This window comes from Rhizobium sp. P1_E6 (assembly GCF_056405875.1).
Map to the genome: position 1 here is coordinate 67,854 of NZ_JBFUBG010000007.1, position 16,535 is coordinate 84,388.

At 60.6% G+C, this 16,535-nt stretch carries 19 protein-coding genes; 8 read left to right on the forward strand and 11 right to left on the reverse strand.

Features of this window, described 5'->3' with window-relative positions:
* Positions 1-5: 5 nt before the first annotated feature.
* From AC1D35_RS06415 to dnaN, 5 genes are all read right to left on the reverse strand, one after another.
* On the reverse strand, positions 6-293 hold the full coding sequence (locus AC1D35_RS06415; RefSeq protein ID WP_113307715.1) for a DUF1330 domain-containing protein: 288 nt from the start codon (positions 291-293) through the stop codon (positions 6-8).
* 13 nt (positions 294-306) lie between these two features.
* The gene (gene pyrF, locus AC1D35_RS06420; protein ID WP_113307716.1) at positions 307-1,014 is read right to left on the reverse strand and encodes an orotidine-5'-phosphate decarboxylase; all 708 of its coding nucleotides are present in this window, start codon (positions 1,012-1,014) and stop codon (positions 307-309) included.
* Positions 1,015-1,020: 6 nt separating this feature from the next.
* Entirely contained in the window at positions 1,021-1,602 is a 582-nt protein-coding gene (locus AC1D35_RS06425; RefSeq protein WP_113307717.1) for a histidine phosphatase family protein, read from the reverse strand.
* Positions 1,603-2,196 (reverse strand): phospholipid N-methyltransferase PmtA, encoded by a 594-nt coding sequence (gene pmtA / locus AC1D35_RS06430; protein ID WP_113307718.1) that lies wholly within the window; start codon positions 2,194-2,196, stop codon positions 1,603-1,605.
* Between the two features lie 111 nt (positions 2,197-2,307).
* Positions 2,308-3,426: a DNA polymerase III subunit beta gene (dnaN, locus tag AC1D35_RS06435; protein ID WP_113298278.1), complete on the reverse strand. Its 1,119-nt coding sequence runs from the start codon at positions 3,424-3,426 to the stop codon at positions 2,308-2,310.
* Positions 3,427-3,674: 248 nt separating this feature from the next.
* Between dnaN and rsmI the strand changes: the two genes are divergently transcribed.
* From rsmI to AC1D35_RS06460, 5 genes are all read left to right on the forward strand, one after another.
* The gene (gene rsmI, locus AC1D35_RS06440) at positions 3,675-4,589 is read left to right on the forward strand and encodes a 16S rRNA (cytidine(1402)-2'-O)-methyltransferase (RefSeq protein ID WP_477938360.1); all 915 of its coding nucleotides are present in this window, start codon (positions 3,675-3,677) and stop codon (positions 4,587-4,589) included.
* Positions 4,582-4,950, forward strand: coding sequence for a YraN family protein (locus AC1D35_RS06445; RefSeq protein WP_113307720.1), 369 nt, complete (start codon positions 4,582-4,584; stop codon positions 4,948-4,950). The genes rsmI and AC1D35_RS06445 overlap by 8 nt, the downstream gene beginning before the upstream one ends.
* A 153-nt stretch (positions 4,951-5,103) precedes the next feature.
* Positions 5,104-5,607 (forward strand): cupin domain-containing protein, encoded by a 504-nt coding sequence (locus AC1D35_RS06450; protein WP_113298281.1) that lies wholly within the window; start codon positions 5,104-5,106, stop codon positions 5,605-5,607.
* A gap of 96 nt (positions 5,608-5,703) precedes the next feature.
* Positions 5,704-6,651: a glutathione synthase gene (gshB, locus tag AC1D35_RS06455; protein WP_113307721.1), complete on the forward strand. Its 948-nt coding sequence runs from the start codon at positions 5,704-5,706 to the stop codon at positions 6,649-6,651.
* 262 nt (positions 6,652-6,913) lie between these two features.
* Positions 6,914-8,446, forward strand: coding sequence for a YifB family Mg chelatase-like AAA ATPase (locus AC1D35_RS06460; protein WP_113307722.1), 1,533 nt, complete (start codon positions 6,914-6,916; stop codon positions 8,444-8,446).
* A gap of 126 nt (positions 8,447-8,572) precedes the next feature.
* Here the strand turns inward: AC1D35_RS06460 and cysK are convergent, their stop codons facing one another.
* Positions 8,573-9,535 carry a cysteine synthase A gene (cysK, locus tag AC1D35_RS06465; protein ID WP_477938361.1) on the reverse strand — a complete coding sequence of 321 codons (963 nt, stop codon included), beginning with the start codon at positions 9,533-9,535 and terminating at the stop codon, positions 8,573-8,575.
* Between the two features lie 131 nt (positions 9,536-9,666).
* The gene (locus AC1D35_RS06470; protein WP_113307723.1) at positions 9,667-10,284 is read right to left on the reverse strand and encodes a LysE family translocator; all 618 of its coding nucleotides are present in this window, start codon (positions 10,282-10,284) and stop codon (positions 9,667-9,669) included.
* A gap of 231 nt (positions 10,285-10,515) precedes the next feature.
* Here AC1D35_RS06470 and AC1D35_RS06475 point away from each other — a divergent pair, with 231 nt between their 5' ends.
* Positions 10,516-11,034 carry a Dps family protein gene (locus AC1D35_RS06475; protein ID WP_113298286.1) on the forward strand — a complete coding sequence of 173 codons (519 nt, stop codon included), beginning with the start codon at positions 10,516-10,518 and terminating at the stop codon, positions 11,032-11,034.
* Between the two features lie 4 nt (positions 11,035-11,038).
* Here AC1D35_RS06475 and AC1D35_RS06480 read toward each other — a convergent pair whose 3' ends face one another.
* On the reverse strand, positions 11,039-11,941 hold the full coding sequence (locus AC1D35_RS06480; protein ID WP_477938362.1) for a DMT family transporter: 903 nt from the start codon (positions 11,939-11,941) through the stop codon (positions 11,039-11,041).
* Between the two features lie 108 nt (positions 11,942-12,049).
* Here AC1D35_RS06480 and AC1D35_RS06485 point away from each other — a divergent pair, with 108 nt between their 5' ends.
* Positions 12,050-12,517, forward strand: coding sequence for an Lrp/AsnC family transcriptional regulator (locus AC1D35_RS06485; RefSeq protein WP_477832420.1), 468 nt, complete (start codon positions 12,050-12,052; stop codon positions 12,515-12,517).
* A 15-nt stretch (positions 12,518-12,532) separates the two neighbouring features.
* On the opposite strand, the gene AC1D35_RS06490 is transcribed toward AC1D35_RS06485, so the two are convergent.
* Complete coding sequence (locus AC1D35_RS06490) at positions 12,533-13,426, reverse strand: GNAT family N-acetyltransferase (RefSeq protein WP_113307724.1); 894 nt, start codon at positions 13,424-13,426, stop codon at positions 12,533-12,535.
* Positions 13,423-13,893, reverse strand: a complete 471-nt coding sequence (dut, locus tag AC1D35_RS06495) for a dUTP diphosphatase (protein ID WP_113307725.1) — start codon at positions 13,891-13,893, stop codon at positions 13,423-13,425. Before dut ends, AC1D35_RS06490 begins: the two co-directional genes overlap by 4 nt.
* Positions 13,894-13,983: 90 nt before the next feature.
* Here dut and AC1D35_RS06500 point away from each other — a divergent pair, with 90 nt between their 5' ends.
* Positions 13,984-15,567 carry a peptide chain release factor 3 gene (locus AC1D35_RS06500; RefSeq protein WP_477938363.1) on the forward strand — a complete coding sequence of 528 codons (1,584 nt, stop codon included), beginning with the start codon at positions 13,984-13,986 and terminating at the stop codon, positions 15,565-15,567.
* Here the strand turns inward: AC1D35_RS06500 and AC1D35_RS06505 are convergent, their stop codons facing one another.
* On the reverse strand, positions 15,568-16,464 hold the full coding sequence (locus AC1D35_RS06505) for a LysR substrate-binding domain-containing protein (RefSeq protein WP_477938364.1): 897 nt from the start codon (positions 16,462-16,464) through the stop codon (positions 15,568-15,570).
* Between the last annotated feature and the right edge of the window lie 71 nt (positions 16,465-16,535).

Consider the following 16,535-nt stretch of genomic DNA (forward strand, 5'->3'; position numbering starts at 1 on the left):
CTGGTTCAGATGCCTTCGACGACGACCATTTCGGCATCGGCCACTTCATGGCGGATTTTTGCGGCGATCTGGTATTCCGGGGAATTATAGCAGTCGACGGCATGTTGCATCGAGGGAAATTCGATGACGACGTTGCGGGCGCGTGCCTTGCCTTCAAGCTCGGTGATCGCGCCACCACGGGCGAGGAAATTTGCGCCATATTTCTCGAAGGCGGGCTTTGCGGCAGCGACGTAATCCTTGTAGCGCTCGAGGTCGCGCACATCGACGCGGGCGATCCAGTATCCCTTGGCCATCATTGCTCCTTTATCAGCGGTTCGCCGGCCAGAGCGCGGCGACCATTTCATTGAGGATTGCCCGAGCGGCTTCACGCGGCTCCGGCGCCTTGACGATCGGACGGGCGACGACGAGATGGGTGGAACCCGCCCTCAGTGCATCTGCAGGCGTCATCACCCGCTTCTGATCGCCCTTCTCGGCGCCGGCGGGGCGGATGCCGGGGGTGACGATCGCCATGTCAGCTCCGGCGATCTCGCGGACAGCAGCCGATTCCTCGGCGGAGCAGACGATGCCGCCCATGCCGGCGGCGCGCGCCTGTTCGGCGCGGCGCGCGACCAATGTTTTCGGATCGTACTGATAACCCGCATCGATAAGGTCTTCGGCATCCATTGAGGTCAGCACCGTGACGCCGAGCAGACAGAGGCCGGAACCCCTGGCAGCTTCGACGGCTGCCTTCATCGCTTTCGGATAGGCATGCAGCGTCAGCATCGACATGCCCATCCTGGCGATGTTCTCGACGCCGGACGCGACCGTGTTGTCGATATCGAGCAGCTTCATGTCGAGGAAGATTTTCTTGCCGCTTGCGGCAAGGTCGCGGGCAAATTCCAGCCCGCCGGCAAAGACGAGCTGATAGCCGATCTTGTAGAAGAGAATGTCGTCGCCGAGCGTGGAAACCAGTCTTTCCGCTTCGCCAATCGTTGGAACATCCAGTCCGACGATCAACCGCTCGCGTGCGTCCATCTCAATTCATCCCCGCCAGTCTTCGATGGGTGTCCAGTCGCATGATAAGCGCCGATCCGCAAGGCTGAAAGCATAGAGATTGCCGCCACCGCCTGGTTGGTCGCGATCACGCGCAATTGGCGAACCCATCAGGTGGCACTTGAGCAGAGTTCCGACGCCGCCATGGCCGACAAAGGCGATTGGAGCATTCGCCTCATGCGAGGAAAGGACTGCCTCGACTGCAGAGACGATGCGCGCCTGCGCATCGGCGGCCCGCTCCCAGCCCCTGAAGCTTTCCTGCGGGTGGGCGAAGAACCAGTTGGCGGCCTCCTCGAATTTATCAGGCGGCAGGAAACCGGTGGCGGAGCGGTCGTTCTCGTGCATGCCATGCACGATTTCGATTTTCACGCCCGAAGCCGCGGCAAGAATTTCCGCCGTCTCGATCGCCTTCGTCTCATCGCTTGAGACGACGCGGGTCAGCCGCTTGGCCCAGTCGCTCGTAGCAGCCTTGCGGGCGCGTTCGGCGCCGATATCGGAAAGACCCCATTTGGGGACGGGAACCTGCGGGTCGATCCTGACCTGAGGATGGGTGATATAAAGTCCAAACATTTATCCGCGCCGATAGATCCAGAGTTGAGCTGGAGGAATATTGCGCACGATGAAATCAAAATGATGAATGCTGTAACGATCGGCATTGGCGACGATCGGCGAAACCGCGCCATAAGAGATCTGCACGATCGGGCGGCCGGCCGGCATGCGGTCGAGCAGGCTCTCCAGCAGGGCGATGCGCGCCTGCATGGGGAAATTCAGGAGCGGTATGCCTGAGATTACGGAATCGAATTTCTGATCCTTGAGCGAGCCGAGCGTTTTATCGAGATCGAAGGCATCGCCGTTGATGAAGTTCACGCCCGGATAGAGGCGCATAAGATGTTCGTAGAAGTCCGTCGAATATTCGATGGCGACGAGTTTTTCCGGCTTCACGCCATGGGCAAGGATCGCCTTGGTGATGGCTCCAGTGCCGGGACCGAGTTCGAGCACGGGCAGGTCCGAATGCGGATTTGCAACGCTTGCCATCTTGCGGGCGGTGATCGAGGAGGTCGGAACGATGGAGCCGACGGTCTTCGGCCCCTGCATCATGCCCTTGAAGAAACGGATCTCCTCGTCAAATTTTCTGCCGAGTCGTTCCTTGAGCCGCAATGCCATGCCGTCCTCCCATGCCTGCCGTTCAATTTTCCCTTAATTGCAGGAGGGGGGAGCAAAAACAAGTGCAGATGTCGCGATCAGAAAGCTTTCGACAATAAATGCGACGCGCGCCTAGACGCGCATCGGCATCAGCACATAGAGGGCGTCATCGCCTGCGGTGTCGCGCACGAGTGTCGGCGAACCGGCATCGGCCAGCAGGAAGATCGCTTGGTCGCCAGAAAGCTGCGCGGTGATATCGAGCAGATACTTGGCGTTGAAGCCGATTTCCATCGGATCGGTATCGTAGCCGACGGCAACTTCTTCTGTCGCGCTGCCGGAATCCGGATTGTTGACCGTGAGCAGAAGCTGGCCGTCGGAGAGAGCGAGCTTCACGGCGCGACCGCGCTCGGAGGAAATGGTCGAAACGCGGTCGACGGCCTGGGCGAAGCTCGTGCAGTCGACGCGCATTTCCTTGTCGTTATTGGTTGGGATGACGCGCTGGTAGTCCGGGAAGGTGCCGTCGATCAGCTTCGAGGTCATGACGATGGAATTGAGGGTCACCCGGATCTTGGCATCGGAAACTTCGACGGTGACGATCGCGTCAGGCGTATCGACCAGCTTCTGCAACTCGCCAACCGTCTTGCGCGGAATGATGATGCCAGGCATGCCTTCCGAGCCGGAGGGGGCGTCGACATCCGCGCGGGCCAGACGGTGGCCGTCGGTTGCCACGGCGCGCAGCTTCAGGTCGCCGCTGCTCTCGATCGTGTGGAAGAAGATGCCGTTCAGATAGTAGCGGGTTTCCTCGGTCGAAATCGCAAACTGCGTGCGGTCGATCAGCATCTTCAGATCGCTTGCCTTCAGCTTGAAGGAATGCGTGAAGGTGCCGGCGGTCAGGTCCGGGAAGTCGGATTCCGGCAGGCATTGCAGCGAGAACTTCGAACGGCCGGACTGAACGGTCATCGAGCCGCCATCCTGGGAGGTGGCAAGCAGTACTTCCGCGCCATCGGGGAGCTTGCGCACGATGTCGTAAAGAAGGTGGGCGGGAACGGTCGTGGCACCCGGCTGCTCGACATTGGCAGGCGTCGCTTCGGTAATTTCGAGATCGAGGTCGGTCGCCTTCATGTCGAGGCTCTGGCCATCGGCCTTCAGCAGCACGTTGGACAGGATCGGGATCGTGTTGCGGCGTTCGACCACGCGGTGCACGTGGTTCAGCGACTTCAAAAGGTTTGACCGCTCAATAGTAATACGCATGGGATGCTACCGCTTTCGACCTTTATTGTCCGGGCGCCCGGAAACGCCACGTCACTGCTTTCCCCTTCGGGAGAGGGGAGTGGACGGGCAAAATGGCAGAACTTTGCCGGCGATTGCAAGAGGCATGGCCATCCACAGGCCAGCAAATGCCGTTTTGCAATGCAATGCTCACAGAAATTGCGGGCTCTTGTCGAAGCCGCACCGCTCGCCCATAAAGAGAAAAGCCCGGCGGGACGAAAGCGAATGACATGACGGAAGAGACGACAGTGGAAACCGGCGCCCGGCGCGGTTTTCGCCTGCACAATATCGCGGTGCCGGCGCGCCCGCTCGAACCGGCTCTCTATCTCGTCGCAACGCCGATCGGCAATCTCGGCRACATCACGCTGCGGGCGCTGGAAACGTTGGCTGGCGCCGATGTCCTGGCCTGCGAGGACACGCGCGTCACCCGTGTCCTGCTCGACCGCTACGGCATTCAGAACCGCCCCTTCGCCTATCACGAGCACAATGCCAACGAGGCCGGGCCGCGGCTATTGCAGGCGCTCGAAGCCGGCAAGTCGGTAGCGCTCGTCTCCGATGCCGGCACGCCGCTCGTCTCTGACCCCGGCTACCGGCTGGCGCAACAGGCAATCGAGGCAGGCTACCGCGTTATTCCTATTCCGGGCGCCTCCGCGCCGCTCGCGGCCCTTGTCGGCTCGGGTCTGCCAAATGACACCTTTCTCTTTGCCGGGTTCCTGCCGACCAAGGACAAGGCACGCCGCGACCGGCTCGCGGAATTTATGAGTGCGCCGGCGACACTGATCTTCTTTGAATCGCCGCATCGCATCGGCGCAACACTTGCTGCGGCAGCCGATGTGCTCGGCGGTTCGCGTGAAGCGTCGGTCTGTCGCGAACTGACGAAGACCTATGAGGAATTCCGTCGCGGCACGCTCTCTGAACTCGCTGTCCATTATGAAGAGCATGACAACGTGAAGGGGGAGATCGTGCTCGTCATCGGTCCACCGCAGGAGCAGCCGGTTGCCGAAGCCGACGTCGATGCGATTTTGACGGATCTCGTGAAATCGCTGCCGACCGCCAAGGCGGCGACCGAGGCTGCCCGCCTGACCGGCCTGCCGCRCAAGGTGCTCTACCAGAAGCTCCTCGACATGAAGGCTGCGAATGGCTGACGGCGAAGCCACGCTCCGCAGGAGAAAGGCGCTGCGTCGCGGCTCGGCCGCGGAATATATCGCTGCCATTTTCCTGATGCTGAAGGGTTATCGCATCCTCGCCCTGCGGCATCGGACGAAGCTCGGCGAGATCGATATCATCGCCCGGAAGGGCGATCTGGCCATCTTTGTCGAGGTCAAGGCGCGCGCCGACGAGACGGGCGCGGTGGATGCCGTATCCTACGCTTCACAAAAACGGATCCGGGCCGCAAGCGACCTCTGGCTCGCTCGTCAGCGGGACTATGCTCGGCTATCGCAACGCTACGATATCGTTGCGATAGTGCCAGGGAAGCTGCCGCGTCATTTCCCGGATGCTTTCTAAACCTTACTGAGTTTGTTCTTGTGATGGTGAGTGTCCAAGAAGTCGTCAGCGACGAACAACCTTCCATTAAAATTTTAGCATCTGCTTGAACGGGCTTTTACGACTTTTTTGCTATTCACGGCGCAGCTAGGGGTAGCAAATTGGGGGTAATTCATGGCCTGGAAGATGATGCTTGCAACCGCGGTCGCCATGGCTGCGCGGTCCGTGCCTTATGCCGCGCTGAAGTCGGCCAACAAATCCTTCATCGCACAGGCAAGCGGGGGCATGGTGCTGAAATCGACGCCGATCAATCCGGACTGGATCATCAGCGGCAATCCGCAGGCGCGCACGGCAGAACATTCCCGCGGCCATGACGAGGCGTCGCTGACGGCGATCTGGGATTGCACATCAGGCGAATTCCGCTGGCGTTTCGGTTGGGACGAGACGGTGATGATCCTCGAAGGCGAGGTGCATGTCACCACCGAAGACGGCCTGGAGCGAACGCTGCAGGCAGGTGACGTCGCCTTCTTTGCTGGCGGCACCTGGGCGAACTGGCGGGTCGATAATTACGTCCGCAAGGTTGCCTTCCTGCGCAAGCCTTTCCCGAAGCCACTCGCCATCGCCTACCGCCTGCGCAACCTCTTGCGTAACGGCGGCGGCACCGGCATTGCCGCCTGAAAATTGCGCTCGCGGAAACGTCCGAAGCCATTGATTGCCGTTGCGTTTGATGGCTGACCGACCTACATCTGGGCGGCATCAGCTCAAGGGACGGAAATGGCCAAGATCAAGAACGTAGCGGTCCAGATGGACCATGTCTCCGGCATCAATATCGCGGGCGATTCCACCTTTGCCATGAGCCTCGAGGCTCAGGCGCGCGGCTACAAGCTCTTCCATTACACGCCCGATCGCCTGAGCTTCCGCGACGACAAGCTCTATGCCGCCGTCGAGCCGATGGTGCTGCGCGACGTCAAGGGCGATCATTATGAACTCGGCGCGCCTGAGCGCATCGACCTGTCGACCATGGATGTCGTCCTGCTGCGCCAGGATCCGCCTTTCGACATGTCCTACATCACCTCGACGCATCTTCTGGAACGCATCCATCCGAAGACGCTTGTCGTCAACGATCCGGCCTGGGTGCGCAACTCACCGGAAAAGATCTTCGTCACCGAATTTTCCGACCTGATGCCGAAGACGCTGATCACCAAGGACCCCGGCGAGATCCGCCGCTTCCGCGACGAGATGGGCGACATCATCCTGAAGCCGCTCTACGGCAATGGTGGCGCCGGTGTCTTCCATTCCACCAAGGACGATCGCAATCTGTCCTCGCTGCTGGAAATGTTCGGCCAGCTCTTCCGCGAGCCCTTCATCGCTCAACAGTACCTGCCTGACGTGCGCAAGGGCGACAAGCGCATCATCCTCGTCGACGGTGAGTTTGCCGGCGCGATCAATCGCGTCCCAGCTGAGCATGACAGCCGCTCGAACATGCATGTGGGCGGCCGCGCTGAGCCGACCGAGCTGACGGCCCGCGAGAAGGAAATCTGCGGCCGCATCGGACCCGCCCTGCGCGAACGCGGCTTCCTGCTCGTCGGCATCGATGTGATCGGTGACTACATGACCGAGATCAACGTGACCTCGCCGACCGGCATCCGCGAAGTGAAAAAATTCGGCGGCGTCGACATCGCAAGCCTGTTATGGGAAGCCATCGAACGAAAGCGCGGTTAGAGCAGTCCCGTCAAAAGTGCGCAACGGTTTGCGTCCGGAATTGGGTGAAAACAGAGAGATAGGGCATCCCTCTGATTCGAAGAAAACGGAAACGCTCTCAGCGTTCCGCCTTTGATCGCCTTCGTTCCGGCTTTACAACCCGCTGCAATTTGATTGCAGCGAATAGCTGAATCTGTTCACTTATCGTTCTTGTTTTCTTCTAGGTTCCATGCCAGATTGTGACCGCCTTCATAGGTTGGGTTTAGAGGTTACGGGGCAAGGCATGGTCGCGCGCGTCAGCACGGTTGCGTTTCAGGGCATTGAAGGTGTGCCGGTCGAAGTCCAGGTCATGGTCGCTCCCGGCAAGATGGGAATCCAGATCGTCGGGCTGCCCGACAAGGCGGTTGCGGAAAGCCGCGAGCGAGTGCAGGCGGCCTTACATGCCTCTGGTCTGGCGTTGCCGTCCAAGCGCGTGACGGTCAACCTTGCGCCAGCCGATCTCCCTAAAGAGGGTAGTCATTTCGATTTGCCTATCGCGCTCGGCCTGATGGCAGCGCTCGGCGCCATTCCTGCGGATGCCTTGTCCGATTATGTCGTCGTCGGCGAACTCAACCTCGACGGCACGATTGCCGCCATCGCCGGTGCGCTGCCGGCGGCAATCGGTGCAAATGCGAGTGGGAAGGGGCTGATCTGCCCTTCCGAAAGCGGCCCGGAAGCCGCATGGGCAGGTTCCGGCGTCGACATTCTGGCGCCTCGCAGCCTGATCGCGCTCGCCAATCATTTCCGCGGCACACAGATACTCTCACGACCGGAGCCCTCCATCCGTCCGAACGCTGCCAATCTGCCCGATCTCTCCGAAATCAAGGGACAGGAAAGCGCCAAGCGGGCGCTGGAAGTGGCGGCTGCCGGCGGCCACAATCTCTTGATGGTCGGACCGCCCGGCTCCGGCAAATCGATGCTGGCCTCGAGGCTGCCCTCCATCCTTCCACCACTCTTGGCTGCCGAACTGCTCGAAGTCTCGATGATCCATTCCATCGCCGGACAGCTGTCCGGCGGCAAGCTCTCGGACCGCCGGCCTTTCCGCACGCCACATCATTCTGCGACCATGGCGGCGCTCATTGGCGGCGGCCTGCGCGCCCGGCCGGGCGAGGCCTCGCTTGCTCATCATGGCGTGCTTTTTCTTGATGAATTCCCTGAATTTGCACCGCAGGTGCTCGATGCCCTGCGCCAGCCGCTGGAAAGCGGCGAATGTGTCATCGCACGCGCCAATCATCGCGTCTCTTATCCGGCTCGGATTCAGCTCATTGCGGCCATGAACCCTTGCCGCTGCGGCATGGCGGGAGAGCCAGGCCACACCTGCGCCCGCGGCCCGCGCTGCATGAGCGATTATCAGGCTCGTATTTCAGGCCCGCTGATGGATCGCATCGATATCCGCATCGACGTGCCGGCCGTTTCCGCTGCCGATCTGATCCGGCCGACGGTCGCCGAAGCGAGCGCCGATGTTGCCCGGCGCGTCGCCCGCGCCCGCGACATCCAGCGTGAACGCTATGCCGTTGCCGGCGCTGCTGGTATTTCCACCAATGCCGGATGCTCGACGGCAATGATCGAGAAATTTGCCGAGCCGGATACGGCAGGATTGCAGCTGTTGCGGGATGCCGCCGACAAAATGAAGTTTTCTGCCCGCGGCTACCATCGCGTCCTCAAGGTCGCCCGCACGCTTGCCGATCTCGATGGCAAGGAAACCGTAGGCCGGATCCATCTCGCGGAGGCAATCTCCTACCGTGTTGCCGGCACGCGGCTGACGGCAGCGGCATGAGGTTGGGTGATTAGTGAGCAGTGATTAGTGAGTAGCGGTTCATAATCGGTGATTGGCCAGCCAAAGCGATTGTGGCAGGCACCGAAAGCAACCTCATTCACCACTCACTACTCACGAATTCCTCTCTCAGCTTCCCAGCCCTTCAAACAACGCCGTCGAAAGATAACGTTCGGCAAAGGATGGGATGATGACGACGATATTCTTGCCAGCATTTTCCGGACGGCGGCCGACCTCGATCGCGGCTGCAAGCGCTGCACCCGAGGAGATGCCGACCGGCACCCCTTCGAGCCTGGCGACGAGCCGCGCGTGCTGGAAGGCCTCGTCGTTGCTGACGGTGACGACCTCGTCATAGATGCTGGTATCGAGGATCTTTGGGGCGAAGCCGGCGCCGATGCCCTGGATTTTGTGCGGGCCAGGCGTGCCGCCGGATAGCACCGGAGAATCGGTGGGCTCGACGGCGACCACCCGGATGTCAGGCTTGCGGCTCTTCAACACTTGGCCGACGCCGGTGATCGTGCCGCCGGTGCCGATGCCGGCAACGAAGATATCGACCGTGCCGTCGGTGTCGTTCCAGATTTCTTCGGCCGTTGTCTTGCGGTGGATTTCCGGGTTGGCCGGGTTTTCGAACTGCTGCGGGATGACGGCGTCGGGCAGTGAGGCGGCGAGTTCTTCAGCTTTGCCGATGGCGCCCTTCATGCCCTTCGGCCCTTCGGTCAGAACCAGTTCGGCGCCGAGCAGCGCCAGCATCTTGCGGCGCTCGACGGACATGGTCTCAGGCATGGTGAGGATCAGTCGGTATCCCTTGGCGGCAGYGGCGAAGGCAAGCGCGATACCAGTGTTGCCCGAGGTCGGCTCAATCAGCACGGTCTTGCCGGGTGAAATCTTGCCCTGCGTTTCCAGGCTCTCGATCATGGCAACGCCGATACGGTCCTTCACCGAAGCGATCGGATTGAAGAACTCCAGCTTGGCGAGAATGTTGGCAACCACGCCTTTTTCCTTGGCGAGTTTGTCGAGGCGAACGAGCGGCGTGTCGCCGACTGTGTCCGTTATCGAGGAATAGATGCGGCCGCGGCCCGGTTTGTGCGACATGGGTGCTCTCCCTTTGAAATCTGCAGAGAGAATAGGGTCAAACTGGCGATGAGACCAGAGTGGCTTCATCCGCCGACTGTTCTAGCCAGAGAAAAAATCCTTTGAAAACCGTTCGTTGCCGAATGTTTATTTCAGGCAGCACGCGTGGCGATGAAGGCCGCCGTGCCTGCCAGGATGCTTGCTGCGACGCGGTTCAGCGCCTGCAGTGAGCGCGGCTGCTTCAGCATGATGCGGGCGCGGGACGCCAGCATCATGTAGGGAATGAGCACGATCATCAGCACCACGAAAGTGACGAAAAGCAGGGTGAGGTATTCACGCATGCCGATGCTGCCGAGATCGATCAGCGTCGGTACCAGTGCCACATAGAACAGCATGGTCTTTGGATTTCCGAGCGTTACCAGCAGGCCGGACAGGAACGACATGCCCGCATTGCTGGACCTCTTCGCGGCGATATCCTGCGGCAGCAGGCCGGCAGTCCAGAGCTTCCAGGCGATGTAACCGAGATAGAGCGCGCCGGCGATTTTGATGACGAGGAAGATTTCGGTGAAGGTCTGCGCCACGAAGGCAAGGCCGAGGATAACGGCTGTGAGATAGGTCATGTCGCCGAGCACGAGGCCGAGCCCCATGAAGAAGGTCTCGCGGAAGTTCGAGCCGAGCGCACGCGCCACGATCGCCGTGATCCCCGGGCCGGGAATGGCGGCAGCAATCAACAGGGCTCCGGCATAGGCGATCAGGACGGTGAGGCTCATCTTCGTATCCACTGATTTGCGCAGTCTCTCTATAGGCGCGTATCGCCGGCTCCATCAATCGCCTCACGCTGATCTGTCCATAACCATAAAGAATAGGTCGGCTGAACCATGATCTACTTGGAAAGCGATCCGGCCTTGCTATTTTCCCCTTGCATCCGGCCGCAAGCAGGCCAGCCGCGGTTATCCCCCGGCCAGCGGCGCAGAAGGTTTTCATCACCAAGGAGAGAATGTATGTCGCCTACCTCAGCTGAAGCCCGCAGACGTTCGCCGCTCAAGACACCGTCCGACCTGCCGACCAACGCGATCACCGATATTTCGGCCGCGTTGACGGCTTTGCTTGCCGATGTCTTCACGCTTTATGTGAAGACCAAGAACTTCCACTGGCACATGTCCGGTCCGCATTTCCGCGATTATCATCTGCTGCTTGACGAGCAGGCAGAACAGATTTTCGACATGACGGATGAGGTTGCCGAACGCGCCCGCAAGATCGGCGGCACGACGCTGCGCTCGATCGGCCAAATCGCCCGCCAGCAGCGTATCCCGGACAATGATGCAGATTATGTAACGCCTGAGGACATGCTCTCCGAACTGCGTGAAGACAATCTTCACCTCGTTTCAATCCTGCGCGCAGTACACGAAGTCTGCGACGAGCATAACGACGTCGCGACCGCCAGCTTGATCGAGAACTGGATCGACCAGAGTGAGCGCCGTACCTGGTTCCTGTTCGAAACGACCCGTCAGGCGAAGTAATGGCTCAGCTTCTGGCCTCGGGCTGGCGAATGAGCCTGCCCGGCGACCAGCCGAGATTCATGCCGGCGGCGGCGAGCAGAATGACCGCCGCCCCGGCAATCTGCATCGGCTGCAACGCGTGGCCGAAGGCGAAACGGTCGACCAGGATGGCGGCGACCGGATAGATGAAAGACAAGGCGCCGGTCAGATGTGTCGGCAGCTTCTGGATCGCGCCATACAGCAGCACATACATCAGGCCGGTGTGGATGACGCCGACGGTGATCAGGATCGTCCAGGAACCGGTATCGGCCGGAAGGTTCGAAAAATCGGTCATCGGAGCCAGCATGACGATGCCGGTCGAAACCTGGATCAGCGCGATCAGGTGCGGCGGCGTGCCTTTCAGCCACTTGGCGGCAAGTGCTGCCAGCGCATAGAAGAAGGCGGCACCCAGCGCCATTAGGATGCCGAGACCGTAGCTTTCGGAGACGGCATCGGTACTTGGCTTCGCCTCGACGATTACAGCCATGCCGGCGAAGGAAAGCCCGAGCCAGAAGAGCTTCGTGCTCGTGATCTTCTCACCGAGAAAGAGTGCGCCGAGCCCAAGCAGCATGAAGGGTTGAGTATTGTAGACCGTCGTCGCGATGGAGATCGAGGCATGCGAATAGGAGGCAAACAGCAGCAGCCAATTGGAAACGATCGCGATGCCGCCGAAGACAGCAATACCGAGCGAGCGCAGACTGATGATACYGGGCCTGAGCAGGCCAAGGGCGGTGCAGATGACAAGCAGGGTCAGCGCGCCGAAAAAGCAGCGCCAGAAGACGACGCCGCTGATCGGCTGGCCGGACATGACGACGAACCAGCCTATCGTTCCGGAGATCAGCATCGCCGCTGTCATCTCCGCTGTGCCTCTTCTGATCTCACCCTGCATCGCCATCTCCATCAGTTATCGGGAAATTGTATTGCGGCAAAGCAGCAATTTCTATAAGATAAAAAAGGGAAAGGCTGGATAAACCTAATCTTGTTAGGAGTTTTTGCCATGTTGGCTAACGAGATCCCGGCTGTCGACGATATTGACCGCGCAATGATAGAGGCGCTGGCAGGAAACTCACGTATTTCCCTAAAGGAACTCGCCCAGGCCGTAGGTCTTTCTTCGCCGAGCGCGGCAGAGCGCTTGCGGCGGCTTGAGGATCGCGGGGTCGTTACCCTCTTCACCATCGATCTCGATCCGGCGACGATCGGCTACCCGCTTCAGGCGATCGTGCGGGTGCGCCCGCTGCCCGGCCAGCTCCATATCGTCGAGCGCATCATCCAGGACACGCCGGAGTTCATCGAATGCGACAAGGTGACGGGAGATGATTGTTTCATTGCCCGTCTCGTCGTCCGCTCCATGGGTGAGCTCGACAACATTCTCGACAAGGTGGCCGAGCGGGCGGAGACCAATACCTCGATGATCAAGTCCTCGCCGGTCAAGCGCCGCCTGCCGCCGCTGATCCGAAAGAAATAGTCCGAAACAATAACCTCAGAAATCTGCCATCGGCGACAGCATCGCGGGACGATCGAGGCTCATCTCTTCCAGCCCGCGCAGCATCAGCCGTGTCCCGCCTTCGCAGGGAGCGGCCTCGCCGGACCAGCCGAGCCTGTCCGGGCGGAAGAGCGTTTCGACGGATGTCGCCTGAATGCCGAGACCGGCAAGGATTGCGGCAAGTGGAGGGATGTCTGTCGCGACCACATCGAGAAGAACGAAGTGGCCGGCGACCGGCATTTTCCATGCGATGGCCGCCGCACTCTCTTCAAGATAGCTCAAGCGGACATCGGCATCGAGTCGCGTGTTGATCAGAAACATCGCCGAGCTGCCGGCAACGGCGAGAGTTTCAGAAACCGGTTTGCGGTTTTTCAGCAGACTCTGGAGCAAAGCAAGATCGTCGACATCGCGCGGCTGAAGCGTCCGCGCCCCGGTGGCGCCGCTGACCGCTGGTGCAGGGCCAACGTACTTGTGAAGCGGGAGCGAACGGAAACCATAGGGCTCGTAGAGATCAGGCTTGTCCGTAGAGAGGATGACAACCTCGAAACCTTGCGTCTCGCACCAGACAAGTGCTTTCTGCGTCACATCGCGGTAGAGGCCGCGGCCACGCCATGGTGGACGGACCGCTCCGGATTGAAGTCCGGCCGCATTGACGAGCCTGCCGTTGAAGACGAAAGGCATGGCGAAGGCGGAAAGATTGGCGGCAAGCACGCCCTCATCGGTAAACCAGCCGAAGGGCATGCTGGTCGGGTCCGCACCGCCGAGTGCACGCAGTGGGTCGATATCGATGCCGAATGTATTGTCGAGGAGAGAAACGAGCGCGGCCCAGGCTGCCGGATCGCTGAAATAGTTCTGTCGGAAGGTAAGGCCGGTCGCATCCGCGGCGCTCATACGCCTGTGGAACCAAAGCCACCGGCGCCGCGCGCGGTTTCGGTCGTCTCCGAGACTTCGGTGATGCGGGTCTGGATGAAAGACGCGATCACCATCTGCGCGATGCGCATGCCACGTGTGATGGTGAAATCCTCCTCGCCGAGATTGATGAGGATGACTTTCACTTCGCCGCGATAATCGCAGTCGACGGTGCCGGGCGCATTGAGGCAGGTGACACCGTTCTTGGCCGCAAGACCGGAACGCGGGCGAATTTGTCCCTCGAAACCGTCAGGGATTTCAAAGACGAAGCCTATAGGAACAAGCGCGCGTTTGCCAGGCGCAAGCACCAGCGGCTTGTCCTCGTCGATGGCCGCGCGAAGGTCCATGCCGGCAGCCCCCCGCGTTTCATAGGCGGGTAGATCGAGGCCTTGGCCGTTCGGCAGGCGGACGAGATTGAGGGTCGGGCGGGTGTCTGTGTGAATGGTCATGCGGCATTACTTCGTGCCTCACGCCGCAAGGTCAATTGCAATGGCGCGCTTTAATCGCTAGATACGCCGCAATTCCACAGGATTCACACTATGGCCGAAAGTCTCGCCGAGGCGGTCTCCCGCCGCCGCACATTCGCTATTATTGCCCACCCGGACGCGGGTAAGACGACGCTCACGGAAAAGCTGCTGCTTTTCGGCGGCGCCATCCAGCTCGCCGGTGAAGTGAAGGCGAAGAAGGACCGCATACAGACCCGCTCGGACTGGATGAAGATCGAGCGTGAGCGCGGTATCTCCGTCGTCACCTCGGTCATGACCTTCGAATATGAAGGCAATGTCTTCAACATTCTCGATACTCCCGGTCACGAAGACTTTGCCGACGATACCTATCGCACGCTGACGGCGGTGGATGCCGCGGTCATGRTCATCGATGCCGCAAAGGGTATCGAGCCGCGCACGCTGAAGCTCTTCGAAGTCTGCCGCATGCGCGACATTCCGATCATCACCTTCATCAACAAGATGGACCGCGAAAGCCGCGATCCCTTCGAGATCCTGGACGAGGTCGAGGAAAAGCTGGCGCTGGACACGGCCCCGGTCACCTGGCCGATCGGTCGCGCCAAGACCTTCTGCGGTTCCTACCACCTGAAGGAAAACACCGTGCGCGGCTCCGATACGGAAGTCGAGGTCACTGCCGTCAACGGCCCGCAGAGTGTGGCCGACCGGCTGCCGGAAAACGAGCGCGATTCCTTCATCGAGGAAGTCGAGCTGGCGATCGAGGCCTGCCGTCCGTTCGATCGGCAAGCTTTCCTCGAAGGCCATATGACGCCGGTCTTCTTCGGATCGGCGCTGCGCAATTTCGGTGTCCGAGACCTCATCAACGCACTGGGTGAAGTCGCCCCGCCGCCGCGTGACCAGACGGCCGATATTCGCACCGTGCATGCCGCCGAAGACAAGATGACGGCCTTCGTCTTCAAGATTCAGGCGAACATGGATCCGAACCATCGCGACCGCATCGCCTTCGCCCGCATCTGCTCCGGCAAGCTGGAGCGCGGCATGAAGGCGCGCCTTTCGCGCACGGGCAAGCAACTCGGCCTCACCGCGCCGCAATTCTTCTTTGCCTCGCAGCGCCAGCTTGCCGATACGGCCTATGCCGGCGACGTGGTCGGCATCCCGAACCACGGCACGCTGCGCATCGGCGACACGCTGACGGAAGGCGAAAGCCTCGTCTTTCAGGGCGTGCCCAACTTCTCGCCGGAGATCCTGCGCCGCGTGCGCTTGGAAGACGCCATGAAGGCCAAGAAGCTCAAGGAAGCCTTGCAGCAGATGGCCGAAGAAGGTGTGGTCCAGCTCTTCTCTCCGGAAGACGGTTCGCCCGCTATCGTCGGTGTCGTCGGCGCGTTGCAGCTCGATGTGCTGAAGGAGCGCCTGATGGCCGAATACGGCCTGCCGGTCTCCTTCGAAATGTCGCGCTTCTCCATCTGCCGCTGGATTTCGTCCGATCAGGCTTCTGACCTCGACAAGTTCCTCACCGTCAAGCGTGGCGACATCGCCCGCGATCTGGACGGCGACCCGGTCTTCCTGGCGCAGGACGGTTTCTCGTTGCGCTACGAGGCGGAGCGCTATCCGGCGATCAAGATGGTGGCAATCAAGGAATATCATGCGGCCAAGGCCGCCTGATTACCGCGCCAGCCGCTCGGCAAGGAACTCGACGACGGCGCGCACTGAGGGTAATTGTCCCCGTCTGTGCGGCATGAGCATCGTCGTGCTGATGCTGCCGGCCGTCCAACCAGGCAAAAGACGCACCAGCCGGCCGTCATGCAGCGCATCGTTGMAGACGGAGGTGGGCAGAACAGTAATGCCCATGCCGGCCGCAGCTGCTTTCAGCAGTACCATTGGCTCGTCCGCCGCCATCACAGGCTGGGGCATTATCAACGCCTTGGTGCCGCCGTCCGAGATAAGGGACCAGTGTTCCTCCGTAAGACTGGGCATGATTGCCTTGTGACCGGCGATATCTTCGGGCCGCTCGGGCTTCCCATATTGCGCTATATAGTCCGGCGAAGCGACAATCAGGAACGGGTGAACCGCAAGCCGCCGCTGTACGAGCGCCGAGTCTGCCAGCGGAAAGCGGTGACTGCGCAGCGCGATGTCGAAGCCCTCCTGAACGATATCGACGAAGCGGTCGGTCACATGCAATGACACTTTCAGCTTCGGATAGCGTGCTGTCAGTTCGGCCAGATGATCGGCGAGCGAAAATTGCGCCGTAGGCACTGCTGCGGTCAGTCTGACCGTGCCGCTCGGCTCTCCAAGGCGGTTGCGCACGATGCTTTCGGCCATTTCCGCTTCGATGATCGAGGCTTGCGCATGTTCGAAGACATCCCTGCCGATATCCGTCAGGGCAAAGCTGCGTGAGGTGCGCTGGATCAGCCGTACGCCGAGCCTCTCCTCCAGTTCCGCCACGCGCTTGCTGATCGTCGATTTCGGGATGCCCAGATGGCGTCCCGCAGCCGTGAAGCTACCGCTTTCCACCGCTCGCACGAAGAGATGGAGGTCGTTGAGGTTAAAGGCGGCCGGCATTTTTCAGCCTCCATATCTGTGGACTTTAAGGCGCATTATTGCCGACTGCCGTTTGATCGTCCACGAAATCA